17 protein-coding genes are annotated in these 22,250 nt (G+C 53.6%); 13 read left to right on the forward strand and 4 right to left on the reverse strand.

What is annotated here, in order from left to right:
• Positions 1 to 194: 194 nt before the first annotated feature.
• Complete coding sequence (locus H144_RS0120755; protein WP_026350874.1) at positions 195 to 1,052, forward strand: SDR family oxidoreductase; 858 nt, start codon at positions 195 to 197, stop codon at positions 1,050 to 1,052.
• Here H144_RS0120755 and H144_RS0120760 read toward each other — a convergent pair.
• Both H144_RS0120760 and H144_RS34615 read right to left on the reverse strand, forming a co-directional pair.
• Positions 1,049 to 4,927: a PAS domain-containing hybrid sensor histidine kinase/response regulator gene (locus tag H144_RS0120760; RefSeq protein ID WP_019944033.1), complete on the reverse strand. Its 3,879-nt coding sequence runs from the start codon at positions 4,925 to 4,927 to the stop codon at positions 1,049 to 1,051. The genes H144_RS0120755 and H144_RS0120760 overlap by 4 nt on opposite strands.
• A gap of 144 nt (positions 4,928 to 5,071) precedes the next feature.
• Complete coding sequence (locus tag H144_RS34615; RefSeq protein ID WP_019944034.1) at positions 5,072 to 5,242, reverse strand: DUF6496 domain-containing protein; 171 nt, start codon at positions 5,240 to 5,242, stop codon at positions 5,072 to 5,074.
• A 102-nt stretch (positions 5,243 to 5,344) separates the two neighbouring features.
• Between H144_RS34615 and H144_RS0120770 the strand changes: the two genes are divergently transcribed.
• A complete protein-coding gene (locus tag H144_RS0120770; RefSeq protein ID WP_033403142.1) occupies positions 5,345 to 6,682 on the forward strand; it encodes an amidohydrolase family protein in 1,338 nt (445 codons plus the stop codon).
• A 43-nt stretch (positions 6,683 to 6,725) separates the two neighbouring features.
• On the forward strand, positions 6,726 to 7,094 hold the full coding sequence (locus tag H144_RS0120775; RefSeq protein WP_019944036.1) for a VOC family protein: 369 nt from the start codon (positions 6,726 to 6,728) through the stop codon (positions 7,092 to 7,094).
• A 65-nt stretch (positions 7,095 to 7,159) separates the two neighbouring features.
• On the opposite strand, the gene H144_RS0120780 is transcribed toward H144_RS0120775, so the two are convergent.
• Positions 7,160 to 8,044 (reverse strand): alpha/beta fold hydrolase, encoded by an 885-nt coding sequence (locus tag H144_RS0120780; RefSeq protein ID WP_019944037.1) that lies wholly within the window; start codon positions 8,042 to 8,044, stop codon positions 7,160 to 7,162.
• A gap of 287 nt (positions 8,045 to 8,331) precedes the next feature.
• Between H144_RS0120780 and H144_RS0120785 the strand changes: the two genes are divergently transcribed.
• The 8 genes from H144_RS0120785 (at position 8,332) to H144_RS0120820 (ending at position 17,697) form a co-directional block, all read left to right on the forward strand.
• Positions 8,332 to 9,375, forward strand: a complete 1,044-nt coding sequence (locus H144_RS0120785) for an SGNH/GDSL hydrolase family protein (RefSeq protein ID WP_019944038.1) — start codon at positions 8,332 to 8,334, stop codon at positions 9,373 to 9,375.
• Complete coding sequence (locus H144_RS0120790; protein ID WP_019944039.1) at positions 9,372 to 10,529, forward strand: glycosyltransferase; 1,158 nt, start codon at positions 9,372 to 9,374, stop codon at positions 10,527 to 10,529. Before H144_RS0120785 ends, H144_RS0120790 begins: the two co-directional genes overlap by 4 nt.
• A gap of 21 nt (positions 10,530 to 10,550) precedes the next feature.
• On the forward strand, positions 10,551 to 11,705 hold the full coding sequence (locus H144_RS0120795; RefSeq protein WP_019944040.1) for a glycosyltransferase: 1,155 nt from the start codon (positions 10,551 to 10,553) through the stop codon (positions 11,703 to 11,705).
• A gap of 71 nt (positions 11,706 to 11,776) precedes the next feature.
• Positions 11,777 to 12,703: a glycosyltransferase family 2 protein gene (locus H144_RS0120800; RefSeq protein WP_019944041.1), complete on the forward strand. Its 927-nt coding sequence runs from the start codon at positions 11,777 to 11,779 to the stop codon at positions 12,701 to 12,703.
• A complete protein-coding gene (locus tag H144_RS0120805) occupies positions 12,660 to 13,226 on the forward strand; it encodes a putative colanic acid biosynthesis acetyltransferase (protein ID WP_019944042.1) in 567 nt (188 codons plus the stop codon). Before H144_RS0120800 ends, H144_RS0120805 begins: the two co-directional genes overlap by 44 nt.
• The gene (locus tag H144_RS0120810) at positions 13,223 to 13,966 is read left to right on the forward strand and encodes a glycosyltransferase family 2 protein (RefSeq protein WP_019944043.1); all 744 of its coding nucleotides are present in this window, start codon (positions 13,223 to 13,225) and stop codon (positions 13,964 to 13,966) included. Before H144_RS0120805 ends, H144_RS0120810 begins: the two co-directional genes overlap by 4 nt.
• A gap of 150 nt (positions 13,967 to 14,116) precedes the next feature.
• On the forward strand, positions 14,117 to 15,307 hold the full coding sequence (locus tag H144_RS0120815) for an MraY family glycosyltransferase (protein WP_019944044.1): 1,191 nt from the start codon (positions 14,117 to 14,119) through the stop codon (positions 15,305 to 15,307).
• 116 nt (positions 15,308 to 15,423) lie between these two features.
• Complete coding sequence (locus H144_RS0120820) at positions 15,424 to 17,697, forward strand: NADP-dependent malic enzyme (protein WP_019944045.1); 2,274 nt, start codon at positions 15,424 to 15,426, stop codon at positions 17,695 to 17,697.
• A 68-nt stretch (positions 17,698 to 17,765) separates the two neighbouring features.
• Here H144_RS0120820 and H144_RS0120825 read toward each other — a convergent pair whose 3' ends face one another.
• Positions 17,766 to 19,631: a glycoside hydrolase family 2 protein gene (locus tag H144_RS0120825; protein ID WP_019944046.1), complete on the reverse strand. Its 1,866-nt coding sequence runs from the start codon at positions 19,629 to 19,631 to the stop codon at positions 17,766 to 17,768.
• A gap of 181 nt (positions 19,632 to 19,812) precedes the next feature.
• Here H144_RS0120825 and H144_RS0120830 point away from each other — a divergent pair, with 181 nt between their 5' ends.
• Both H144_RS0120830 and H144_RS0120835 read left to right on the forward strand, forming a co-directional pair.
• Positions 19,813 to 20,910, forward strand: coding sequence for an isoaspartyl peptidase/L-asparaginase family protein (locus tag H144_RS0120830; RefSeq protein ID WP_019944047.1), 1,098 nt, complete (start codon positions 19,813 to 19,815; stop codon positions 20,908 to 20,910).
• A 135-nt stretch (positions 20,911 to 21,045) separates the two neighbouring features.
• Positions 21,046 to 22,149, forward strand: a complete 1,104-nt coding sequence (locus H144_RS0120835) for a T9SS type A sorting domain-containing protein (RefSeq protein ID WP_019944048.1) — start codon at positions 21,046 to 21,048, stop codon at positions 22,147 to 22,149.
• The last annotated feature ends 101 nt before the right edge of the window (positions 22,150 to 22,250 follow it).

Genomic DNA, 22,250 nt, shown 5'->3' on the forward strand with positions numbered 1-22,250 from the left:
ATTTGCCGGCCATTGTCGGCCGCACCGGCACGCTAGCATTAATAACCATGCCGAACGCATCCGGCTACGCAAAAGCAAGGATCGGGAGCCCTGCCGGCCACGCTGCGGTGTGCAAATCTTTACTCATTTGCGCCACCCGGGCCGCTGGCACTGGTTTTGGGCAATGCGCCGCACTCACAAACCATTTGACAAATATGAATTTCGATATCGACACCCGTGGCCAGACACAAGATGTGCAGCCCGGTATAGAAGAAATGATGGACCCGGCACCGGTGGTGATCCGGGACAACTACCGCGGCAGCGGCAAGCTTCAAGGCAAAACGGCGCTCATTACCGGCGGCGACAGCGGCATAGGCCGGTCCGTGGCCGTGCATTTCGCACGGGAAGGCGCCGACGTCGCCATTGTGTACCTCGATGAAGGCCAGGACGCGGCGGATACGAAAACTATGGTGGAAGCGGAAGGCAAATCCTGCCTGCTCATCCAGGGCGACATCCGCAGCGAGGCATTTTGCAAAGAAGCAGTAAGCCGCGCGATCAGTGAATTCGGTAAGCTGAATATCCTCGTCAACAATGCCGCCGAGCAGCACCCGAAGGATAATATCGACGACATTTCGGCCGGGCAGCTGGGCGACACGTTCGCGACGAATATCTTTTCTTTCTTTTACTTCACGCAGGCCGCATTACCGCACCTGGACCACGGCGATACCATCATCAACACCACGTCGGTAACAGCCTACCACGGCAGCCCGTCGCTGCTCGACTATTCTTCAACGAAAGGGGCGATTGTGGCATACACACGCTCGCTGGCTGGTAACCTGGCCGATAAGGGCATCCGCGTGAATGCGGTAGCGCCGGGGCCGATCTGGACGCCGCTCATTCCTTCGACATTCGATTCCGAACGGGTGAAGAAGTTTGGTAAGGACACCCCTTTCAAAAGGCCGGGACAGCCTTGCGAAGTGGCTACGTGCTATGTGTTCCTCGCGAGCGAGGACGCCTCGTACATGAGCGGGCAGGTACTTCACCCGAATGGCGGACAGGTGGTGAATGGCTAATTCTTGTAAAGCCATTTGCGGATCGCCGCTTCCAATGTGTCTTTAAGTACCGGCTTGGTGAGGTAGTCGTCCATCCCGGCCTCCATGCATTTCTCGCGCTCGCCGACGACCGTACCGGCGGTGAGCGCGATAATGGGTACGCGCGTACGACCTTCCGCATGCCTGATCTCGCGTGTGGCCTCATAGCCGTTCATTTCAGGCATCTGAATGTCCATAAACACGATATCCGGGCTGGTTTCGCGGAATGCCGTAATGGCCTCCTTCCCATTCGCCGCCTCGATCAGCTGGCTGTTGGGCAATATCTTGCCTAACATCGATTTCACGAGCAGCATATTGATCTTGTGATCCTCCGCGATGAGCACTTTCACTTCCCCGCTTTGCGCCGACTCGCCCGAAGGCTCTTCGGCAGCGACCGGCGCGGCCTGCTCATGGGTGCTCCGGGCTTTGAGGCCGAAGTCGGATAAGGCGTGGAACAGCTGCTGTATCTTGACAGGTTTTACCAAAAAATGCTTGATATCCAATTCGTTACCGAACGAGCGCAATGCTTCCTCGTCGAAGGCATCGTTCAGGAGAAAGATGGGCTGCCTTACGCCGCCGTTTTCCAGCTTGCGCAGCCTCCTGATTGTTTCGATCCCGTCCCATCCCGGCATCTGGGAATCCATGAGCACCACATCGTATTGCTTACCCGCTTCGAGTAGTGCGAGCGCCTCCTGCCCGCTGCGGATATAGTCGGATGCAATGCGCTTGTTGCCCAGCATATCCTGTAAAATCCGGCCATTGTGGGCATTATCGTCCACGATGAGTACTTTTTCGATCTGCGCTGCATTCACCCATTCGAACCGGTCCTCGCCTTCCACGGCCCGGAAGGTGACGTCGAAAAAGAAGGTGCTGCCTTTTTCCGGCTCGCTGATCAGCTGCAAACGGCTGTCCATCAACCCAAGCAGGCTGTTTGAAATGGTTAGCCCCAATCCCGTGCCGCCGAAACGCTTCGTGGTAGATGAATCTTCCTGCGAGAATGCCTCGAAAATGCGGCGCTGATTCTGCGGGTCAATGCCGATACCGGTGTCGCGTACGGAGAAACGGAAGGTGTAATCCATGCCGCTTACTTTGTTCAAAAGCTCGATTTTCAGCTCGATTTCGCCCTCGCTGGTGAATTTAACGGCATTACTGAGCAGGTTTACGAGGATTTGCCGAAGCCTGACGGAGTCGCACCATACCACTTTCGGAATGTCGGCCGGGATGTTCAGCAGCATTTCCAGGTGCTTTTGCTGTGCCTGATAGGTAACCATATCGGCTACCTGTCCGCAGATTTCCAGCATATCGGCCTTCTCGGGCGTGAGTTCCAGCTTTCCGGCTTCGATTTTCGAGAAATCGAGAATATCGTTGATAATGTCCATCAGCGAGTTGGCCGATTGGAATACCATCGACATATACTGCTGCTGGGTTTCGTCGAGATTGGTTTTCATGAGCAAATCCGTAAACCCGACCACGCCATTCAGCGGCGTGCGGATTTCATGGCTCATGTTGGCCAGGAACTCGGATTTCAGTTTACTGGCCGCCTCGGCATGTTCGCGGGCTTCGAGCAGTTCGAGCTCCGCCCGTTTCCGCAGCGTAATGTCGCGGATCACCGCCTGTATGATCTCCGTATCGTTGATTTTGATCAGGTTCAACAGCACCTCGGCGATAAACGATTCCTTCGATTCGCCAAAGCGCTTGTATTTCCACTCAAAACTGTGGGTGCCTTTCTCGTATACCTCGCGGATGTGCCGGTTGCCATCGCTTTTGTTCTCTTCCATCCCGAAGTCGTTCAGGCCCGAAAGATCGCCCATCGGCATGCTCAGCAATGTTTCCGCGGAATCGATGCCGAACATTTTCAATGCAGCCCCATTGCAATCGAGGTAGCCGGTATGGTCGAACAGGATCACGGCGTCGCTCGTGGAGTCGTAAAGGCTGCGGAATTTGGCTTCGGAGTTCATGATGTCCACCTCTGCCTGCTTCCGATGGGTAATGTCCTGGAAAGCGCCGTACAGCCGCACGCACAAGCCATCGACCATTTCGGCATTACCTATTGTCCTTACCCACAGCTCCTTGCCTTTGGCCGTTACCAGTTGCAGTTCGCTGTCCCAGGATGTTCCGTGCGCAAGCCCTTCTGCCAACGCTGCGGAGATCATATCACGGCTAGGGCCTTCCTTGTAAAAATAAATGGCCGTTTCGGTGTCAGGGACGTAGTCGGGCTCCACTTCATGGATTTCCTTCGTCGTCGATGACCAGTACAGCTGCCCCGTGCGCGTATACAGCTCCCACCCGCCTACGCGGGCGACGCTGTTCGTCTGCTCCTGAATGTCCTTGATGCGGCGCAGTTCCTGGTCGGCCTCCTTGCGGGCGGTAATGTTCCTTTCCACGGCCACATAATGCGTACAGTGACCGTAATCGTCGAATACCGGCGTAATTTTGAGATCGACCCAATACTTCTCCCCCGATTTGGTATAACAAAGCAACTCCTCCCGCACTACTTTTTTCTCCTTGCAATACAGAAAGATGCGGTCGAGCGTATCAGGGTCGGTTTCGGGGCCCCGGAGCATGAGCAGCGGATTTTTCCCCTTCACTGACTTGCGGTCATAGCCCGTGTGTGTTTCGTACGCTTTATTTACCCAGGTGATGTAGCCCTGGTTGTTGGTAATAACAATGTAGTCCGTCGTGTTGGAGGCCACCACAGCCAGCTCCTTGAGCCGCTCACGGGAGTTGCGGAGCTCGGTAATGTCGTGGCTGGTGAGGATAATTTCCTTGCTCACCGGGTCGATATTCGCCGACGTGTTGCTCCAAGACCAGGTCCCGTCACGGTGCTTGATACGGTGTTCGACACCGCCGGGCACGGGAACACCCGTTTCTGCCGTAATGCGCAATGCCTCGAAGCACACGTGGAAGTCCTCGGGGTGGATAAATTCCGTAAACGACCGGCCCACGGTTTCTTCGACCGAATGCCCGTACATGCCCGTCCAGCTGGGCGACACGTAGGTAAAAATGCCCTCCGCGGAGATGGTGAACAGCACGTCCTGCATATTGGAAACGAGTACCGAAAGGTCTTCTTCCACTTTGAGCTGCTGGGTAATATCGAAGCCGAGGCAGAGGATCTCGGTCACTACGCCCTGCTCGTCGGCAATGCCGGTAAACTCCCATTGCGTGGTTTTGACGCCGTCGCGGAGCGAGTATTTGCGCAGGACCACGGCGTTGGGCGTACCGGGGTTGATGAAGCATTGCTCCCCCGCTTGCAGGCATTTTTCGATGTCCTCCGGCACCACGCCGCTCAGCGACGACCGGCCGATGATCTCGCTCCGGTCGAGCCCGTAAAATTCACAGAAATGGTCGTTTACATACTTGTAGTTTCCTTCCAGGTCGATGCCGGTCACATAAATAAAATTGCTGTTCAGGAAAGGCTTACTCAGATCGGTATTCCGGATCAGCTCCGGCAGCTCGGGCACGAGGCCGTCGCGGTGGAAGCCGGATAATATGAGCCAGCCCTCCGTTTCACTGAACGCACTTATGGAAGTAATGGCCAGCCGGAGAAATTGCAGGTCTTTGCGCGGAAGCCGCAGAATGCCTCCGCGCGGCTCTTCATGGTCGGGAAACCATTCACGGGCCTTGTCGATATGGAATACAAATGAACGATTGGCAAAGAGCGCCGGGACCGGATCGGCACCGGAACGGAAGTCGGGCGTCACTTCGAGCGTCTGCCGCAATCTGGCATCGGCCCAATATGTGTGCGGGTCGGAATGCTTCCAAATCAGTAATCCGTCGGTCGCTGAATCCTGGATAAAGTCAAAAATAGGCTCATCCTGTTGCAGCAGCTTCAACAGCTCCTTCCTTAGATCATTCATTTTCAAAAAAACTTACAATTAGAAACGTCGGTGGTAGCTTCATTAACCCGTACAATATAGCCCTATTCAACGAATTCGGGAAGCGCAACCGCTTTCAAGAGGTAATTTTATCATATTCCAAAACAAATTCTACATTTATGCCATTCACTTTTTGGGGACTTTGGCACCTTCCTTACGCGCCTCGGAAAGACCGATCGCGATCGCCTGCTTCCTGGAAGTCACCTTCTTACCGGACCCTGATTTGAGCTTTCCTTCCTTCTGCTCATGTAAGGCTTCCTCCACCTTTTCGCCGGCTTTTTTCGAATATTTGGCCATGTTATTAGTTTTTACGTGTTGATGTTTTATTTTTCGCGCCGCTATTCCGCGGTGCGTTTTTCAAACAAAATGCATACCAACATTCCTGAACTCACCTTATTCATGAAAAACACAGCATTATTGTTTGCAATCCTGGGCTCGCTGTTTTGTACCCGCATTTCCGCCCAAACTGCTGCCGTCCTGTTGAAAAACGCGACCATCATAGACGGGACCGGCTCCCCAGCGAAGACGAACACCGACATTCTGATCACCGGCGACCAGGTTACCGACATCCGGAAAGGCATTAAGGCCAAGGGCGCGCGGGAGATAGACCTCACCGGAAAGACCGTCATGCCCTCGCTCGTGTGCGCGCATGCCCACGTGGGTACGCTCAAGGGAACCACGTCATCGGCCGACAACTATACCCGCGAAAACCTGCTCCGGCATCTCCAAAAATACCAGGACTATGGCGTGAGCGCCGTGCTATCGATGGGTACGGACCGTCCGCTGATCTTCAACGGCTTCATCGATTCCACGCAGCACGGGCAGTTGCCGGGTGCGCGCCTTTACTCTGCCGGGTATGGTTTCAACACGCCCGATCCGAACCCCGGATCGTGGATGAACCTGCTGCTACGCCCGAATACCCCGGAAGATGTGCCCGGATTGATGGAAAAACTGGCCGCGGTGAAGCCCACGGTAGTCAAAATATGGGTGGACGATCACGGCGGCAATGGGCAGAAAATGAAGCCGGAAATCTACCAGGCGATCATCCGAGAAGCGCACATGCGCAATATCCGCGTCGCGGCGCACCTTTTTTACGTGGAAGATGCCCGGAAGCTGACCGAAGCCGGCATCGACATTATCGCCCACAGCATTCGCGACAAGGAGGTGGACGCGGATTTGCTGACGAAAATGAAGCAGAAAAACGTGACCTACATCCCCACGCTCTCGCTCGACGAGTACCAGTTTGTATACGCCGGCAATCCCGACTGGATCAACGACGCATTTTTCAAAGCCTCCCTCGAACCGGGCGTTTTTGAAATGATTACGGATAAAGGCTATGCCGAAAAAATCCGTAGCTCGCCGGATTACCAGCGCAACATGTCGGCTTTCAAAACGGCGCTCATCAACCTGAAAAAGATCTACGACGCGGGCATCAAGGTGGCGCTCGGCACGGATTCGGGCGCATTTCCGGTACGCACGCAGGGCTTCACCGAACACCTGGAAATGGAACTGATGGTACAAGCCGGCCTCACGCCCGCACAAGCCCTGACGATCGGTACCCGCAACGCCGCCGAGGCATTGCGGATCTCACAGGAAAAAGGCACGCTCGAAAAAGGCAAAAAAGCCGACCTGCTCATCCTCTCCGCCAACCCGCTCGACAACATCCGGAACACACGGCAGATCGAAGGTGTTTGGAAGGATGGGAAGGAGGTCAGTAAAGGGCCGCTGGCCAAATAAATATGGAAAACGTAGTTTTGACACCCGAAAATCACTCCTGATCATGAAAATTACATTCAAACGACTCGATCATATTATGCTTTGCATCCCGCCGGGGACGGAGCAGCAGGCCAGGGAATTTTATGGCGGTGTGCTGGGGCTGGAAGAACTGAATGACCTGGGGTATCCCCTACCCAACGGCGCTATCTGGTTCCAGATGGGCGATATTCAGCTGCACATACGCGCGGAGGCGGTGCACGACATGTCGCAGCGCCACCCCGCCTTCGAGGTGGCCGACCTGGAAGCGGCCCGCGCAGTGATGGAACAGCATGGTATTCCCGTTAAAAACGAGAGCAAAATCCCCGACCGCAACCGCTTCTCGTTCCGCGACCCGTTCGGTAACCGCATCGAACTCATTGAAATGATCGGATAAAAAAGCGGGGACTACACCTGAGTGCATTCCCCGCGGGCCGGTAAACTGCCATTAGTCCGCCGACTTTAAGTCGCAATGTCGGTATACGGGTTGCTGATCGTCACCACTTCCTGGTTGATAAACTGAACGAGGTTTTCGTTCAACCGCTCCTTGTGCGTCACGAACAGGCCGTGCGGCGCACTTTCGTACACGATGTATTCGGCGCCGGGCAGCATGGCCGACGTACGGTTACTGCTGGCATCGATCGGCACCGTTTTATCGTCTTCCCCATGGATGATCAGCACAGGAATGTCCAGCAGCGATATTTCGTTCCTGAAATCGGTGGCGCTGAAACTCCGGATGCATTGGGTAGTTGCCCGGCCCGATCCCTGCAATGCAAGCATGCCGTGCCATTGCAGTATTTCATCGCTTACGGCGTTGTTCATAAATCCGTTTCCGTAAAAGTCCTTCGCGAACCCGGCGAGGAACTTGGGACGGTCGTCCTCGATATCCTTCACAAACCCGTCGAACATTTCCTGCGGCAGGCCTTCGGGATTATCGTCGGTGTGCAGCATATAGGGAAGCACAGTGCTGACGAGCACCGCCTTCGCGATCTTCCCGCTTCCGTATTTACTCAGATAGCGCACCACTTCGCCGCCGCCCATCGAAAAACCCACGAGCGTGACGTCGTGGAGGTCGAGCCCGTCGATCACCGATTTGAGGTCGCCGGCGAGCGTATCGTAGTCGTACCCGTTCCACGGTTTATCGGATTTACCAAAACCGCGGCGGTCGTATGCAATGCAGCGGATGCCGTGTTTGGGCAGCACATTGAACTGGTACTCCCACATTTCGTGGCTTAGCGGCCAACCGGAGATAAATACGACGGGCTTACCTTGCCCTACCTCGTGTACCAGAAGCTTCACGGGCTCGCCGCCATCGGCAACCCCCGCATTTGATTCTATCCATCTCATGACTTTGCGTTTTTAGTTTGTATTGATGTATTAATTTGAAGGGCGCATTTAAAAACACCCGTGCCAGACGCCGTTAAACGCTGTAAATCAATTGAGAACCATACCGCAGTAGTATCGGCGACGTTCCCGGATTGGGGAGAGCCGGAAACAGCGGGGCGGAAGGTCGCCAGCATCCCGTAACGGGACGCAATTGCCGCTATATTTAGTTAACGACAGCCGAAAAGGCCGTAATTGGAAAAAGTAATCCTAAATTTGCAGTCATATTCGATGCAGACGACGTTCACTTGATGTTAAAGTTTGTTTACAGGTTTTTAATTGCTATTGTCATTCTTGCGGGGATCACCGAGGTGGTATTGAGGGTAAAATACGGCTTTTGTAACTCGCCTCTTTACGTTTCAGACCCTGATTTTGAATATATCTACGCGCCCAATCAGGATGTAAAACGGTTCGGGCAGGTGCTGCGCACCAACAGCTTTTCCATGCGGAACGAGGAAGTACTGCCTACCGACAGCCTCGTGATATTGCTCATCGGCGACTCGGTGGTAAATGGCGGCAGCCTCACCGATCAGGACAGCATTGCGTCGACGCTGCTTGAAAAACGGTTTTTGAAAGATTTCAACAAACGTGTCCGGGTATTGAATATCTCGGCCGGATCGTGGGGGCCGGACAACATTGCCGCTTACCTCAAAAAATACGGCACATTCAAGGCGAAACTGATTTGCCTCGTCACGAGCAGTCACGACGCGCACGATATCATGTCGCACCAAAGCCCGGTCGGCGTCGATCCGGGCTGGCCCAACAAGCAGTACAAAGTAGCCCTTTACGAACTCTGGGACCGCTACCGCTGGATTTTCTTCTACTACCTGGATACCCTTTTCCTCACGCCCGAACCGGATAAAAAAGAGGAAAAAATTGCCATCGTCAAACCTGACGTGACGGACAGCGCACACGTGGAGGCGGATGCGAAAGCGGTAGCGGATACCGTGGAGGCCAAAAAGCTGAACGAAGCCGGTATTCGCAAACCCGGACTCGTCTTTAACCCCGGCTACGAGCAGATTTACGACATTGCGCAGCAGCAACATATCCCGATGTTCATTTACCTGCATCCCGAAATCTCGGAAATCGACCTCGGGCATTTCAACGACCAGGGCCAGGAGATCATCGCATTTGCCAGGGAAAAGAATATCCGGCTGATCGACGAGTTTCAGTTCGGTGCCTCGAAAGCGCGTTACCGCAAGATGGATGTCGTGCATTTCAATAGCGGCGGCCAGGTTTTTTTGGCCGATAACCTGTATCCATTGTTCCAGGAATATCTTAACCTTCGTAAATGATGCGCGTACTGATTGTCCACAACCAATTATGGGCGCATTACAAATCGAAATTGTTCAGCGAGATCGATCGGGCCATCCAACAGGCCAGTGCCTCCGATGAATTGCTCGTGGCGCAGATCGCATTGTACGAAGCGAGCCGCAAGGGCATGCAAACCGGCGGCACTGTCCGCTACGAATATCCCTACCGCGTTCTTTTTGACCGCGCACTCGACGAGGTGAATTTCAGCGAACGGCGCGCGGCATTGTTCCGGACCTTCGACGAATACCGCCCCGATGTGCTGAATATCACCGGCTATTTCGACTGGGCCCAGGTGCTGCTGATGTTTTACGCACGCTGGAAGGGCGTTCCGGTTGTGATTTCGTCGGAATCGTCTTCGGCCGACCATAACCGGTCTTCCTGGAAAGAATTGGTCAAAAAAATGATAGTGAACCGTGCCAATGCGTTTTTCTGCTTTGGCAAAACCTCGGCCGATTACCTGGAAACGCTGGGCGTGGCCAAGCGCGCGATCAAAGTCCGCAATGCGGCCGTGATTGACGAGCAGGTGATACGGGAGCGGTTCGACGAGGCGAAAAATACATCGCAAGCACCAGTTACGCGCAAGTTTGTATACGTGGGCAGGCTCGCGCCCGAGAAAAACCTGCCGACATTACTGCGGGCATTTGCCCATGCGGCGAAACGGCCGGCATCGGATTGGGAGCTGCTGCTGGTAGGCGACGGGCCTGAACGTGCCGCGCTGGAAAAGCTGGCGGCTGAACTGGGAATCGGCGATCAGGTCATTTTCGCAGGCGGTTTCCCCTGGTACGAGGTGCCACGCTGGCTGGCGCAGAGCGACGTGCTCGTACTCCCGAGCCAATCGGAGCCCTGGGGGCTGGTGGTGAACGAGGCAATGGTATGCGGCATGCCGGTTATCGTTTCAAAAACCTGCGGCTGCGCGCCCGATCTCGTGCGCGACGGCGTGAACGGCTTCACATTCGACTACGCGCACCTGGCCGGGCTCGAAACCCATCTCCGCTTTTTTATCCAAAATCTCGACCGGATAATCGGAATGGGAACGGAATCTCTGAAATTAATCGCACCTTTTGCCTCCCGACCGGTGGCCACGCAAATGGCCGAAACCTACCGCGCACTCGCGGCCGGACGAAAAGGCGCATAACACAACTATATTGAACGAAGCATGCGAATACTGAATATTTGTGCATATACATGGGCAATCGGCGGCCCGGCCCGCATTATCTACGACCACACCACGGAGGTCGTGAAGCGCGGCCACCAGGTCGATATCCTGAGCCCGATGACCCCCGGCGAGAAAATGTACCCCGTGCCCGAAGGTGCGCGGCTGATCAGCGTGGCGCGCACGACGCCCGTCAGCAATTTCTACCGGGAGTTCTCCATTGATTTGTACAAATATTTGAAACAACATATCCATGAATACGACGTCGTGCATATGCATGGCATCTGGCATTTCGGCAGCCTCGCGCCGTTCCTGATCCCTTCCAAAGCCGTCAAAGTGATCACGATCCACGGCTTGCTGGATAAATGGGCCGTAGCGCACAGCAAATGGAAGAAAGACCTCGTCACGTTTTTATACCAAAAGCGGCTGTTGGGTAAGGCCGACCTCATTCAAATCAACAATACGGACGAGGAAGAGGACGTGATCCGGTACCTGGGTTACCGGCCGAAAAACATGGTGATCGTGCCGAACGGCATGAAACTCGACGAGTACACCCGCTCGCATTTGCCTGAAAAAGGTACTTTCAGGGCGAAATACGGCATTTCTCCAGACCAGCAAATGGTGCTCTTCATGGCGCGCCTGAATATCAAAAAGGGCCTCGACCTGCTTTTGCCTGCATTTCAGAAAGTACACCGGCAGCTTCCGAACGCTCAGCTGATATTAGCAGGCCCCGACGATGGTTACCAGGCCGAAACGGAAGATTTTATCCGAAAACATAACCTGCAAGACCGCATCAAGCTGGTGGGCATGCTGACCGACACGATCAAAAAGGAAGCATTGGCCGACGCCGACCTGTTCGTGTCCCCCTCCTATTCCGAAGGATTTTCGATCGCCGTGCTCGAAGCGATGACCTCCGGCGTACCCGCGCTCGTCTCCGACCGCGTGGGTTTCGGTGATTACATTGCCCGGTATGAAGCGGCCTATCTCACCCCGCTCACGAGCGATGGCGTGGCCGACGGGCTTCTTAAAATATTACAAGACAAGACCTACGCCGAAGCCATCTCAAATCGTGCCTACAAGATGGTAACCGAAAATTTTGACATTCGGGTGGTTGCCAATCAGTTATTGGAAGAATACAAGAAAGTTCAAAAAAAGTAACTACATTTGCAGCGAATGTAACTGCCGGCCGGCGTACGGTAAACGACACCCGGTCCTGTTCTCAAACCCGTATGGTCGATTTATCCGTCATTATTTTAACACACAACGAATCCAAGCACATCGGCCGGTGCATTCAAAGCCTGTTACAGGTTACCGATCAAATTTTCATTGTAGATTCCTTTTCCACGGACGATACCGTCGCCATTGCCGAAAGTCTCGGTGCCGTGGTTGTGCAGAATCCCTGGGTTTCATACGCATTCCAGTTCAATTTCGGCATCCGCAACAGCCCGTTTCAAACGAAATGGCTCATGCGGATGGACGCCGACGAATACATTACGCCCGAGCTCGCCGCCGAACTCAATGCCTCGCTCACGCAGGTGCCCGAGACGGTGTCCGGCCTTTACGTAAAACGGCGGGTGATTTTCATGGAAAAATGGATTAAAAGGGGCGGGTACTACCCCATCTGGCTCCTGCGCGTGTGGCGGCGGGGGCTGGGCATCTGCGAAGAGCTCTGGATGGATGAACACATCAAGCTCAGCAGCGGCACGACCGCACAGTTACAGCACGACATTGTCGATCACAACCTCAATAACCTCACCTGGTGGACGCAAAAGCATAACAATTACGCAATCCGGGAGGTCATCGACCTGTTGAACATTAAATATAACTTTGATAGCAAGGAAACCGTCGAGCCGAGTTTCTGGGGAAGCCAGGAGCAGCGCACGCGTTTTCTCAAAATCAAATATGCGGGTATGCCCCTCTTTACGAGGCCGTTTATCTACTTTACATTCAGGTATTTCGTAAAACTCGGGTTCCTGGATGGAACAAAGGGGCTCATGTGGCACGTTCTGCAAGGGTTTTGGTACCGTTTCCTGGTGGATGCCAAAATCTTTGAAGTGTATCACCGGGTAGGCAAAGACAAGGAAGCTATTATTTCACATTTCAGGACAGAATATGGAAAAGACCTCAGGAGCCCAAACCAATCTGTCCGCATATAACAACGACTGGTATAATCCGGGCAGCTATCCCAAGCTGGTAACCTGGTACTTGCTCAACCGCTTGTTCATTCACACACACATTCCCTATCCTTCGGCATTCAAGGTCGCGCTGCTCAGGCTGTTCGGTGCAAAGATCGGCCGGGGCGTAGTGATCAAACCCAAGGTGAACATCAAATATCCGTGGTTCCTGCAAATTGGCGACCACGTTTGGATCGGTGAAGAGGTGTGGATCGACAACCTCACTTTGGTGACTATTGAATCAAATGCCTGCTTGTCGCAGGGCGCGATGTTACTTACGGGTAACCATAATTACCGGAAAAGTGCTTTCGACCTGATCGTGAAGCCGATCACGCTCGGGCCCGGCTCCTGGATCGGTGCCAAAGCGACGGTTTGCCCCGGCGTGCAGGTAGGCTCACATGCGCTGCTTACCGTGGGTTCGGTCGCGACGGGCCATTTGGAAGCTTACGGGATTTACCAGGGAAATCCCGCGAAATATCTCAAAACAAGAACTATAACCAGTTGAAAGTTAGCATTCTGACGGTTGTTTATAATGGTGCAGCGACGATCCGTCATTGCATCGAATCCGTGCTCGCGCAGGATTTCCCGGACATTGAATATATTGTCGTGGATGGAAATTCGAAGGACGGCACCCAGGAAATTGTCGGATCGTATGGCGGCAAAATCGCGCAATTCGTGAGCGAACCCGACGCCGGAATCTACGATGCCATGAACAAAGGCATACAATTGGCAACCGGTGATGTGATAGGAATATTGAATGCCGATGATTTTTATGCTTACCCATCGGTCATTTCGGATGTAGCAACGGTACTTTCCGCCAACGACATCGACGCTTCCTATGGCGATCTCGAATATATTGATGCAAATGATGCAACGGTTGTGAAAAGGAAATGGGTCTCAGGAGCATACAAGATCGGCGCTTTTCTAAATGGCTGGATGCCACCTCACCCGACATTTTTTGTAAAAAAATCAGTATACGACACACACGGTAATTTTCGCCTGGACCTGGGCAGCGCGGCCGACTACGAGCTGATGCTGCGCTTTGTTCACCGGGGAAAAATAAGGCTGGCCTATGTGCCTAAAACCCTCGTGAAAATGCGGGCGGGCGGTGTCAGCAACAGTAACCTGAAAAATCGCATTGCAGCCAACCGGAACGACCGGCTGGCGTGGAAAATAAACAATCTGGAACCACGGTTTTACACGCTGTGGTTGAAACCGCTAAGAAAAATTATTCAATTTATCTAGGACCCGGAAGTGACCTCGAGTGCCTTAAACCACAGAGTAAATATTTTGATATTCAGCTATTTGCATTTTTCATTAATTGGTTTATATTTCGACATTTGAATCAGGATTTTTATCCTTCCTCGACGCACTTCCGCTAACTTGACAGACACTATGGAACTACAACTACCTCTGCAAATTCTGACCGAGGGGAACGTTAATACGCTCGTCCACCACGACGTCTATCAATGCCTCCTTTCGTTTCTGATTGCCTGTTTCCTGTCCATCATTTCGATCCCGATCATCATCAACCTTTCCAACCTGCTGCATCTCACAGCGAAGCCGGGTTTCAGGAGTTCGCATGAAACGGAAACACCCACATTAGGTGGTATCGCCATTTTCGCTGCCACGCTGATCGCCTATTTCCTGTGGCCGCATTCGGAAAACATCCTCGATTCGAACCTGATCAGTCTCGCGATGACCGGGGTGATCATCCTGTTTTTCCTGGGGATCAAAGACGATATCCTGGCGGTAGATCCGACGAAAAAGCTTATTATCCAGATATTCGCTTCACTGATCCTCGTGGCGATGGGCAATTTCAAGGTCGATAACTTCTACGGCATTTTCGGCATTCACGGCGTTTCGGACTTCATCAGCATTCCGCTGACGGTCTTCATATTTATCGCGATCATCAATGCGATCAACCTCATCGACGGTATCGATGGTCTTGCGGGCGGTATCAGCCTCATTGCGGGTGTGGGTTTCGGGCTATGGTTCATCGCGAACGAGCATTTTTCATTCGGCTGCCTTGCATTCGCCATGTCGGGTTCATTGCTGGGTTTTCTTCGTTTTAATTTTTCCAAAACGAGTAAAATTTTCATGGGCGACACCGGCTCGCTGATCGTCGGCTACCTGCTCTCGATCTTCTCGGTGGAATTCCTCTCGCTGAACGTGAGCTACCTGCACGATCCGAATGCATATTTCAACGCACCGATCATCGTGATGGTGCTGCTCATCGTCCCTATTTTCGACACATTACGTGTGTTCATCGTCCGCATTTTCAAAGGCGGCTCACCATTCGTGGCCGACCGCAACCATATGCACCACATCCTGATCGACAATGGCCTGAACCACTTCTGGGCGTCGTTCACGCTCTGGATGGTGACGATCATCAACACGGCGTTGTTCTTCGCATTCCACGGCAATATTACCAATACGGCTTCGATGTACATTTACATCGGCATGTTCGGTTTGTACATGGTATTTGCCTATTTTCTCAAAAAGCGCATTGTTACCGTCAAAGAGCGGAAAAAATTGGTCAAAAGCCCTTCCCTGGCCGACGACGACCTTTCTACATTCCAATAACCGCCGGCCGCGGCCGCATTGGTTCACCCTCGTGAAATTCTTGCTAATACCCGCACGGATTTCATGGCGGTGAACCGATTGTTTGTACCTTAGCGCGAAACATCGTCAACTCAGGTATGAACAAAAAGATCAGAAAAGAAGACGCGCTATACTACCATTCCAAGGGTAGACCAGGAAAAATACAGGTAATCCCCACCAAAGAAACGAGTACCCAACGCGACCTTTCGCTTGCCTATTCGCCCGGCGTGGCAGAGCCCTGTCTGGAAATAGCCGATAATGTAGAAAATGCCTATCAATACACTGCCAAGGGCAACCTGGTAGCGGTGATCAGCAATGGTACCGCCGTGCTCGGCCTGGGCGATATCGGTCCCGAAGCTTCCAAGCCCGTCATGGAAGGGAAAGGGCTTCTCTTCAAAATTTACGCGGATATCGACGTTTTTGATATAGAACTCAATACCAAGGACGTCGACGAGTTTGTGAGGACCGTTAAGATCCTCGAACCCACTTTCGGGGGCGTGAACCTGGAAGACATCAAAGCGCCTGAATGCTTCGAAATCGAGTCGCGGCTCAAAAAAGAGCTGAACATCCCCGTTATGCACGACGACCAGCACGGCACGGCGATCATCAGCGCCGCGGCGATGCTCAATGCATTGAAACTCGTCAATAAGGACATTAACGACATTCGCGTCGTCGTTTCGGGCGCGGGCGCTTCGGCGGTATCGTGTACGAAACTGTATCTAGCGCTGGGCGCCAATCCGAAAAACATCGCCATGTTCGATACCAAAGGCCACATCCACAATGGCCGCACGGACCTGAGCGATATGAAAAAGCAGTTCGCGACCGACAAAGCTTACGAATCGCTCGAAGAAGCGATGGTAGGTGCCGACCTGTTCCTGGGCCTTTCCACCGCCGACATCGTATCGAAGGATATGGTGAAATCGATGGCGAAAGACCCGATCGTGCTCGCGATGGCCAACCCGAACCCGGAAATCCCCTATCCCGACGCTGTGGAAGCACGCGAAGACGTGATCATGGCCACCGGCCGTTCCGATTATCCCAACCAGGTGAACAACGTGCTCGGATTCCCGTACATATTCAGGGGCGCGCTCGACGTACGCGCGACGGAAATCAACGAGGAAATGAAGCTGGCGGCAGTACACGCATTGGCCGACCTCGCTACCAAGCCGGTGCCCGATATCGTGAACCTCGCTTATAATGAGACGAATATTGTCTTTGGTAAAAACTACATTATTCCAAAACCGGTAGATCCCCGCCTGCTGACAACCGTGGCGCCCGCCGTGGCGAAAGCGGCTATCGAAACGGGCGTCGCGCGCAAGGTCATTACCGACTGGGATGCTTACGAACAGGAGCTTTCGAGCCGCCTGGGACGCAACGAACAGATTTCGCGCGTGATCCTGAACAAAGCGAAACTGTCGCCCAAGAAAGTCGTATTTGCGGATGCGGAGAATATCCAGGTGCTCCGCGCAGCCCAGCAGGTGCGCGACGAGGGCATTGCCACGCCGATCCTTTTGGGTAATAAGGAAACGATCCTGCATTTGATCCGCGAAAGCAAGCTCGACCTCGCCGACGTTTCGATCATCGATCCGCGCGCCGAAGAAAGCGATCCGATGATCGAGAAATATGCCGCCAAACTGTACGACAAACGCAAGCGCAAAGGCCTCACACCGATCGAAGCGCGCCGTACGATGTACTTTAAAAGCTATTTCGGCTCGATGATGGTCGAAAACGGCGAGGCGGACGCATTCATTTCCGGTTTAACGAGGACTTATCCCGATACCATTCGTCCCGCATTGCACGTAATTGGTAAGCAGGACAGCGTGAACAAGGTGGCAGGTATGTATATTCTGCTCACCCCGAAAGGCCCGCTGTTCTTCTCGGATACGACGGTAAACCTCGACCCGAGCGTGGATGACATCGTAGAAATTACCGAGCTGACGGCCAAGGCAGTGGAGCAATTCAATATCCAGCCGCGCATTGCATTGGTAACTTATGCCAATTACGGCTCTGCCAAAGGCGCCGACGCCGACAAAATGCGCGAAGCAACGGCGATCCTGAAAAAACGCAACCCGTCTATGATCGTGGAAGGCGAAATGCAGGCGCATTTGGCATTCAATACGACATTGTTGAAAGAAAATCACCCGTTCAGCGACCTGGTGGACGGTGGTGCCAATACATTGATCTTCCCGAACCTTTCGGCTAGTAACATTGCCTACAACCTGTTGAAAGAAGCCGCGGAACTCGAAACCATCGGACCGATCCTGCTGGGCCTCAAAAAGCCCGTACACGTGCTGCAATTAGGTAGCTCCGTGCGCGAGATCGTTAACATGGTCGCGATCGCCGTCGTGGAAGCGCAGATGAAAGGGAAGTGACGGGGGACCGATGAGTTGGTGAAAAAACGACCGCCGACGGCTGACCGTTGGCGGTCGTTTTCAGCCCGTCACTTCCCCCCAAGCTTCACGAACGACGGATCGTAGAGCTTCGAATGGATCTGTTTCAATTTCGCTTCCGGGAATTTGATCACCTTACGGTCGTAGGTCATTAATCCGTTGGTTTCCACCTCAACATCAGTGGTCTGTGTGTAAACCGCGGCGGAAAGTCCCTTCTTGATCAATGGCTCAAAGCGGTCGATGAACGTCGCGTAGCGGTTGTAGAGCTCCTCCTGGTTTTTGAAGCTCTGATAACCCCAGTTGTCCTTCTGCTGCCAAACGTGCTGGTCCACCGGCAGGCCTAACCCACCGAATTCGCCCAGAACGATAATCTGTTTCTGACCGAACAAATCAGGACGCGGCATCACCGGCGCCGGATAGTTGTGCAAATCGATAATATGCCCTACCGGCTCGAAATTACCGCCGCTGGCGCTGTTCACGAGGCGCGAAGGATCATATTGCATCGTCCAGTTGGTGATTTCAGCTGTCTTGAACTGCCCCCAGGCCTCATTGAAGGGCACCCACACGACGATCGACGGGAAGAAACGGTTGGCATCCATGATCGCTTTCCACTCCGTTTTGTAAATGTTCTCCGACTCCGGCGTGCGCTGCTTGTCGGTTTCGTTGCCGGTAATGCCCGGGCGCATTTCCCAGTTATTGCCCAGGTCGCCGCTCGGCATATCCTGCCACACGAGCATACCCAGCTCGTCGCAGTAGCGGTACCAGCGCGCAGGCTCCACTTTCACGTGCTTGCGGATCATATTGAAGCCCATTTCCTTCGTTTTCAGGATGTCGAACTTCAATGCCTCGTCGGTAGGCGCCGTGTAGAGGCCGTCGGGCCACCAGCCCTGGTCGAGCGGCCCATATTGGAAGAGGAATTTGTTGTTCAAAGTCATGCGCTGGATGCCGTTTTCATCCACCTGCACCCCTATTTTGCGCATGGCCGCATAGCTCTTCACCTCGTCCACCGCCTTGCCGTTGCGGGTAAGGCTCACGGTCAGGTTATACAGGTTGGGCGCATCCGGCGACCAGAGTTTCGCGTCGCTGATGGTCAATGTCGCAGGCTGGTTGGCGGCCACTTCCTGTTCGGCCACCTTATTTACGCCGTCCCACGCGGCGACTTTCACTTTGTCGGTTGCACTGGCGCCGGCCACCTCTGTGTTGACGGTCAATGTGCCTTTATCGATATCGGCCACCGGTGTCACTTTCGTAATGTGGCTGGTAGCGACCGTTTCGAGCCACACCGTCTGCCAGATGCCCGTCACCGGTGTGTACCAGATGCCGTGCGGGTTCTTGATCTGCTTGCCCCGCGGCTGAGGTCCGTCGCTGCTCGGGTCCCAGACTTTGACGGTGATTTCCTGCTGTTTTTTCTTCGCAAGCAGGTCGGTAATGTCGAATGAGAATGGATCGTAGCCGCCCTGGTGGCTTCCGGCCGGCTTGCCATTGACAAATACCTCCGCTTTCCAGTCTACCGCGCCGAAATGGATGAGCACACGCTGGTCTTTCAGTTTTGGTGCAAAATCGATGAAGCGCTGGTACCAGAGAACGCTGTCCTTGCCTACCGTTTTACCGACGCCGGACAGGGCGGATTCCACGGCGAACGGGACCAATATCTTGCCATCGAATGTGGCCGGTTTGGCATCGGCTGCGCTTGCGGGCACAATGGCATAATTCCACAATCCATTGATATTCTGCCAATTTGGGCGCACCATTTGCGGACGGGGATATTCCGGTAGCGGGTTTTGCGCGGTCACTTTTTCCGCCCACGGCGTAACGATCTTGCCTTGCACATACTTCCATTCAGCGGATTGCTGCGCATAGGCCGGACCATACAGGCTGCCCAGAATCACTCCCAGGCTAAGCACTACTTTCTTCATCAGAGTTTCGGTTTTTGGATAAATTTTGAGTTAGAACTACCAAAAGTAACCACGGAATATGCTCTACTGCACAAAAAAGGCCTTTTCCGTCATCAAAAATGCAAATCGCCCGGCTATCAGCCGAATAGGGATATCGACTTTTAGTTGTTAGATTTGAGACATTCACTCAAATTACTTCTTCATGAAAAAACTTTCCTTAACCCTGCTCGGCGCTTTCTGCTGCATTTCAGCATTCGCGCAGGATTTTTCCGACAAAATCACCCTCGTCATACACGGGGGCGCAGGTACGATCACGCGTGCGAACATGAGCCCGGAACGCGAGAAAGCCTATCGCGACGCACTGAATATTGCATTGGAAAAAGGTTATGAAGTCCTCAAACAAGGCGGTACCAGTGTCCAGGCCGTTGAAGCGGCCATTCATGTCATGGAAGATTCCCCGCTGTTCAATGCCGGGAAGGGCGCCGTTTTTACCCATGAAGGCAAAAATGAAATGGACGCAGCCATAATGGAAGGCAAAACTATGAAAGCCGGTGCCGTGGCTGGGGTTACCACGATCAAAAACCCCATATCGGCAGCCATTGCAGTCATGGACCAGTCGGTACATGTGATGATGGCCGGCAAGGGCGCCGAGCAGTTCGCAAAGGAAAAGGGCCTCGAAATCGTAGACCCCTCCTATTTCTACACCGAGGCGCGGTACAAGGCATTGCAGCGTGCTAAGGAGCAGGAAAAGACCGAGCTCGACCATGATGCGAAGGACGATGGAGGAAAGGGAATAAAGGGAGGAGGGGCGGAAGGGGAATTGAAGAAGGGCGCTAAGACCGGGCAACGGTCCGCTGAGGAACTGATCTTCACGGAAGGCAAAAAGTTCGGGACGGTCGGCTGCGTCGCGCTGGATCGGTTCGGTAACCTGGCGGCGGGCACTTCTACCGGCGGGATGACCAACAAGCGCTACGGCCGCATCGGCGATGCGCCCATTATCGGCGCCGGCACCTATGCCAATAACGCCACATGCGCCGTATCGGCCACGGGCCACGGCGAATACTTCATCCGCTCGGTAGTGGCACACGACATTTCTGCATTGATGGAATACAAAGGCATGTCGCTGAACAATGCCGCGAACGAAGTTGTCATGAAAAAACTCGTGGAAAGAGGCGGCGAGGGCGGCATTATCGCTGTCGACCGCGACGGCAACATCGCCATGCCTTTCAACAGCGAGGGCATGTACCGGGGCTATATCAAGAGCGACGGTCGTCGCGAAATACTGATTTATAAGGACTAAGCCCGAGTGCCGCCGAGAACAGGATTTCCCCTCGGTATCTTTTGCATTTGTTTTGGAAAGAAGCCATACAAAATCAAACCGTTCCCACGTTTTGAACATATAGTTTGTAACCTCACGGCTTCTTTTCCTCTATATATGAAATCAGTTTACAGCTTCCTTTTACTGATCCTGCTTTCCGCGTCCGCATATGCGTCGCACCTGCGAGGCGGGGAAATTATAGCGACCCACGTTTCGGGCCTGACTTACAAGATCAATGTGCGGCTTTATGTGGACCAGGCAATCGGCATGTCTGCTGAATCGGGCAGCAAGACTACGGTGTGTATGGGAGACGGCGGCATTATCGAACTCCCCCGCATTACGAGCAATTCGGGCGTACTTCCCGGCAATGTCGTGGCTTATGAATACGGCGGGAATTATACTTTCCGCTCGACGGGCATTTACCAGATCGCCGTCGCGACCGACAAGCGCAGCGGCGGCATCCTGAACCTGCCCAATTCCTTGGAAACGACGCAGTTTATCTGGACGGTACTCGATACGCAGCAGCCCAATTCCACACCGGTTTTACCTTACCTTACATTCGAAGCCGGCGTTCGCCAGGTATTTTCGCTCGATCTCAAACCTACCGTCGCCGACAACGACAGCATTACCGTACGTGCCGCGCGTGTAAGCAGGCCTTCGCCCGGTACCTGTGGCGTACGAATGCTCGATCGGACCTATCTTTTCCCGAATGAAATCAGCGCTACCGGTACTTTCAGGGTAGATGCGGCGCAGCAAAAGCTCGTGTGGACGGCCCCGGAATTGGTCGGTAATTACCTCTTTGCGATGGTGGTGATCGAATGGCGCGACGGCGCGAAAATATCGGAAACCTACCGCGAAGGCGTCGTGACGGTCGTTGATAAGCCCGGCCAGACAGTTCAGGTACCCCCTTATGTATCAGCTGAATATGGGGATATAGTTACCGCTACGCCGGATGTAAAATCTGCCGAAGTGACGATGGCAGTTCAGGCATACCCTGTTCCCGCAGAGAATTTTGTAACCGTGAAAGCATACAGCAAGCAGCGCGACATTATCCGCCTGCAGCTGATCGATATGAATGGCCGGGTACTGCGCGAGATCGCTAGCAAAACGCCGCAAATCGCCGTGCACGAAGAGTTTGACCTCCGGCAGCTTGCGAGCGGCATGTACCTCATCCGCGCCAGCAACACGAAAGATTCGGTGACGCAAAAAGTCGTGAAATAATGTACTAAACCTGTAATGGTAACGTGCACGAATGTCGTCCTATGGATATAGTTGTTTTAGGTGAAATGCACTTTTCACGTAATACCATAGGTTAATTATTA

The sequence above is a fragment of the Dyadobacter beijingensis DSM 21582 genome, assembly GCF_000382205.1.
Lineage (GTDB): Bacteria > Bacteroidota > Bacteroidia > Cytophagales > Spirosomataceae > Dyadobacter > Dyadobacter beijingensis.

Bases quoted from the DNA above. Each gene is read 5' to 3' on its own strand.
- H144_RS0120755 (WP_026350874.1), top strand. From the start codon at position 195: ATGAATTTCGATATCGACACCCGTGGCCAGACACAAGATGTGCAGCCC.
- H144_RS0120760 (WP_019944033.1), bottom strand. From the start codon at position 4,927: ATGAATGATCTAAGGAAGGAGCTGTTGAAGCTGCTGCAACAGGATGAG.
- H144_RS34615 (WP_019944034.1), bottom strand. From the start codon at position 5,242: ATGGCCAAATATTCGAAAAAAGCCGGCGAAAAGGTGGAGGAAGCCTTA.
- H144_RS0120770 (WP_033403142.1), top strand. From the start codon at position 5,345: ATGAAAAACACAGCATTATTGTTTGCAATCCTGGGCTCGCTGTTTTGT.
- H144_RS0120775 (WP_019944036.1), top strand. From the start codon at position 6,726: ATGAAAATTACATTCAAACGACTCGATCATATTATGCTTTGCATCCCG.
- H144_RS0120780 (WP_019944037.1), bottom strand. From the start codon at position 8,044: ATGAGATGGATAGAATCAAATGCGGGGGTTGCCGATGGCGGCGAGCCC.
- H144_RS0120785 (WP_019944038.1), top strand. From the start codon at position 8,332: ATGTTAAAGTTTGTTTACAGGTTTTTAATTGCTATTGTCATTCTTGCG.
- H144_RS0120790 (WP_019944039.1), top strand. From the start codon at position 9,372: ATGATGCGCGTACTGATTGTCCACAACCAATTATGGGCGCATTACAAA.
- H144_RS0120795 (WP_019944040.1), top strand. From the start codon at position 10,551: ATGCGAATACTGAATATTTGTGCATATACATGGGCAATCGGCGGCCCG.
- H144_RS0120800 (WP_019944041.1), top strand. From the start codon at position 11,777: ATGGTCGATTTATCCGTCATTATTTTAACACACAACGAATCCAAGCAC.
- H144_RS0120805 (WP_019944042.1), top strand. From the start codon at position 12,660: ATGGAAAAGACCTCAGGAGCCCAAACCAATCTGTCCGCATATAACAAC.
- H144_RS0120815 (WP_019944044.1), top strand. From the start codon at position 14,117: ATGGAACTACAACTACCTCTGCAAATTCTGACCGAGGGGAACGTTAAT.
- H144_RS0120820 (WP_019944045.1), top strand. From the start codon at position 15,424: ATGAACAAAAAGATCAGAAAAGAAGACGCGCTATACTACCATTCCAAG.
- H144_RS0120825 (WP_019944046.1), bottom strand. From the start codon at position 19,631: ATGAAGAAAGTAGTGCTTAGCCTGGGAGTGATTCTGGGCAGCCTGTAT.
- H144_RS0120830 (WP_019944047.1), top strand. From the start codon at position 19,813: ATGAAAAAACTTTCCTTAACCCTGCTCGGCGCTTTCTGCTGCATTTCA.
- H144_RS0120835 (WP_019944048.1), top strand. From the start codon at position 21,046: ATGAAATCAGTTTACAGCTTCCTTTTACTGATCCTGCTTTCCGCGTCC.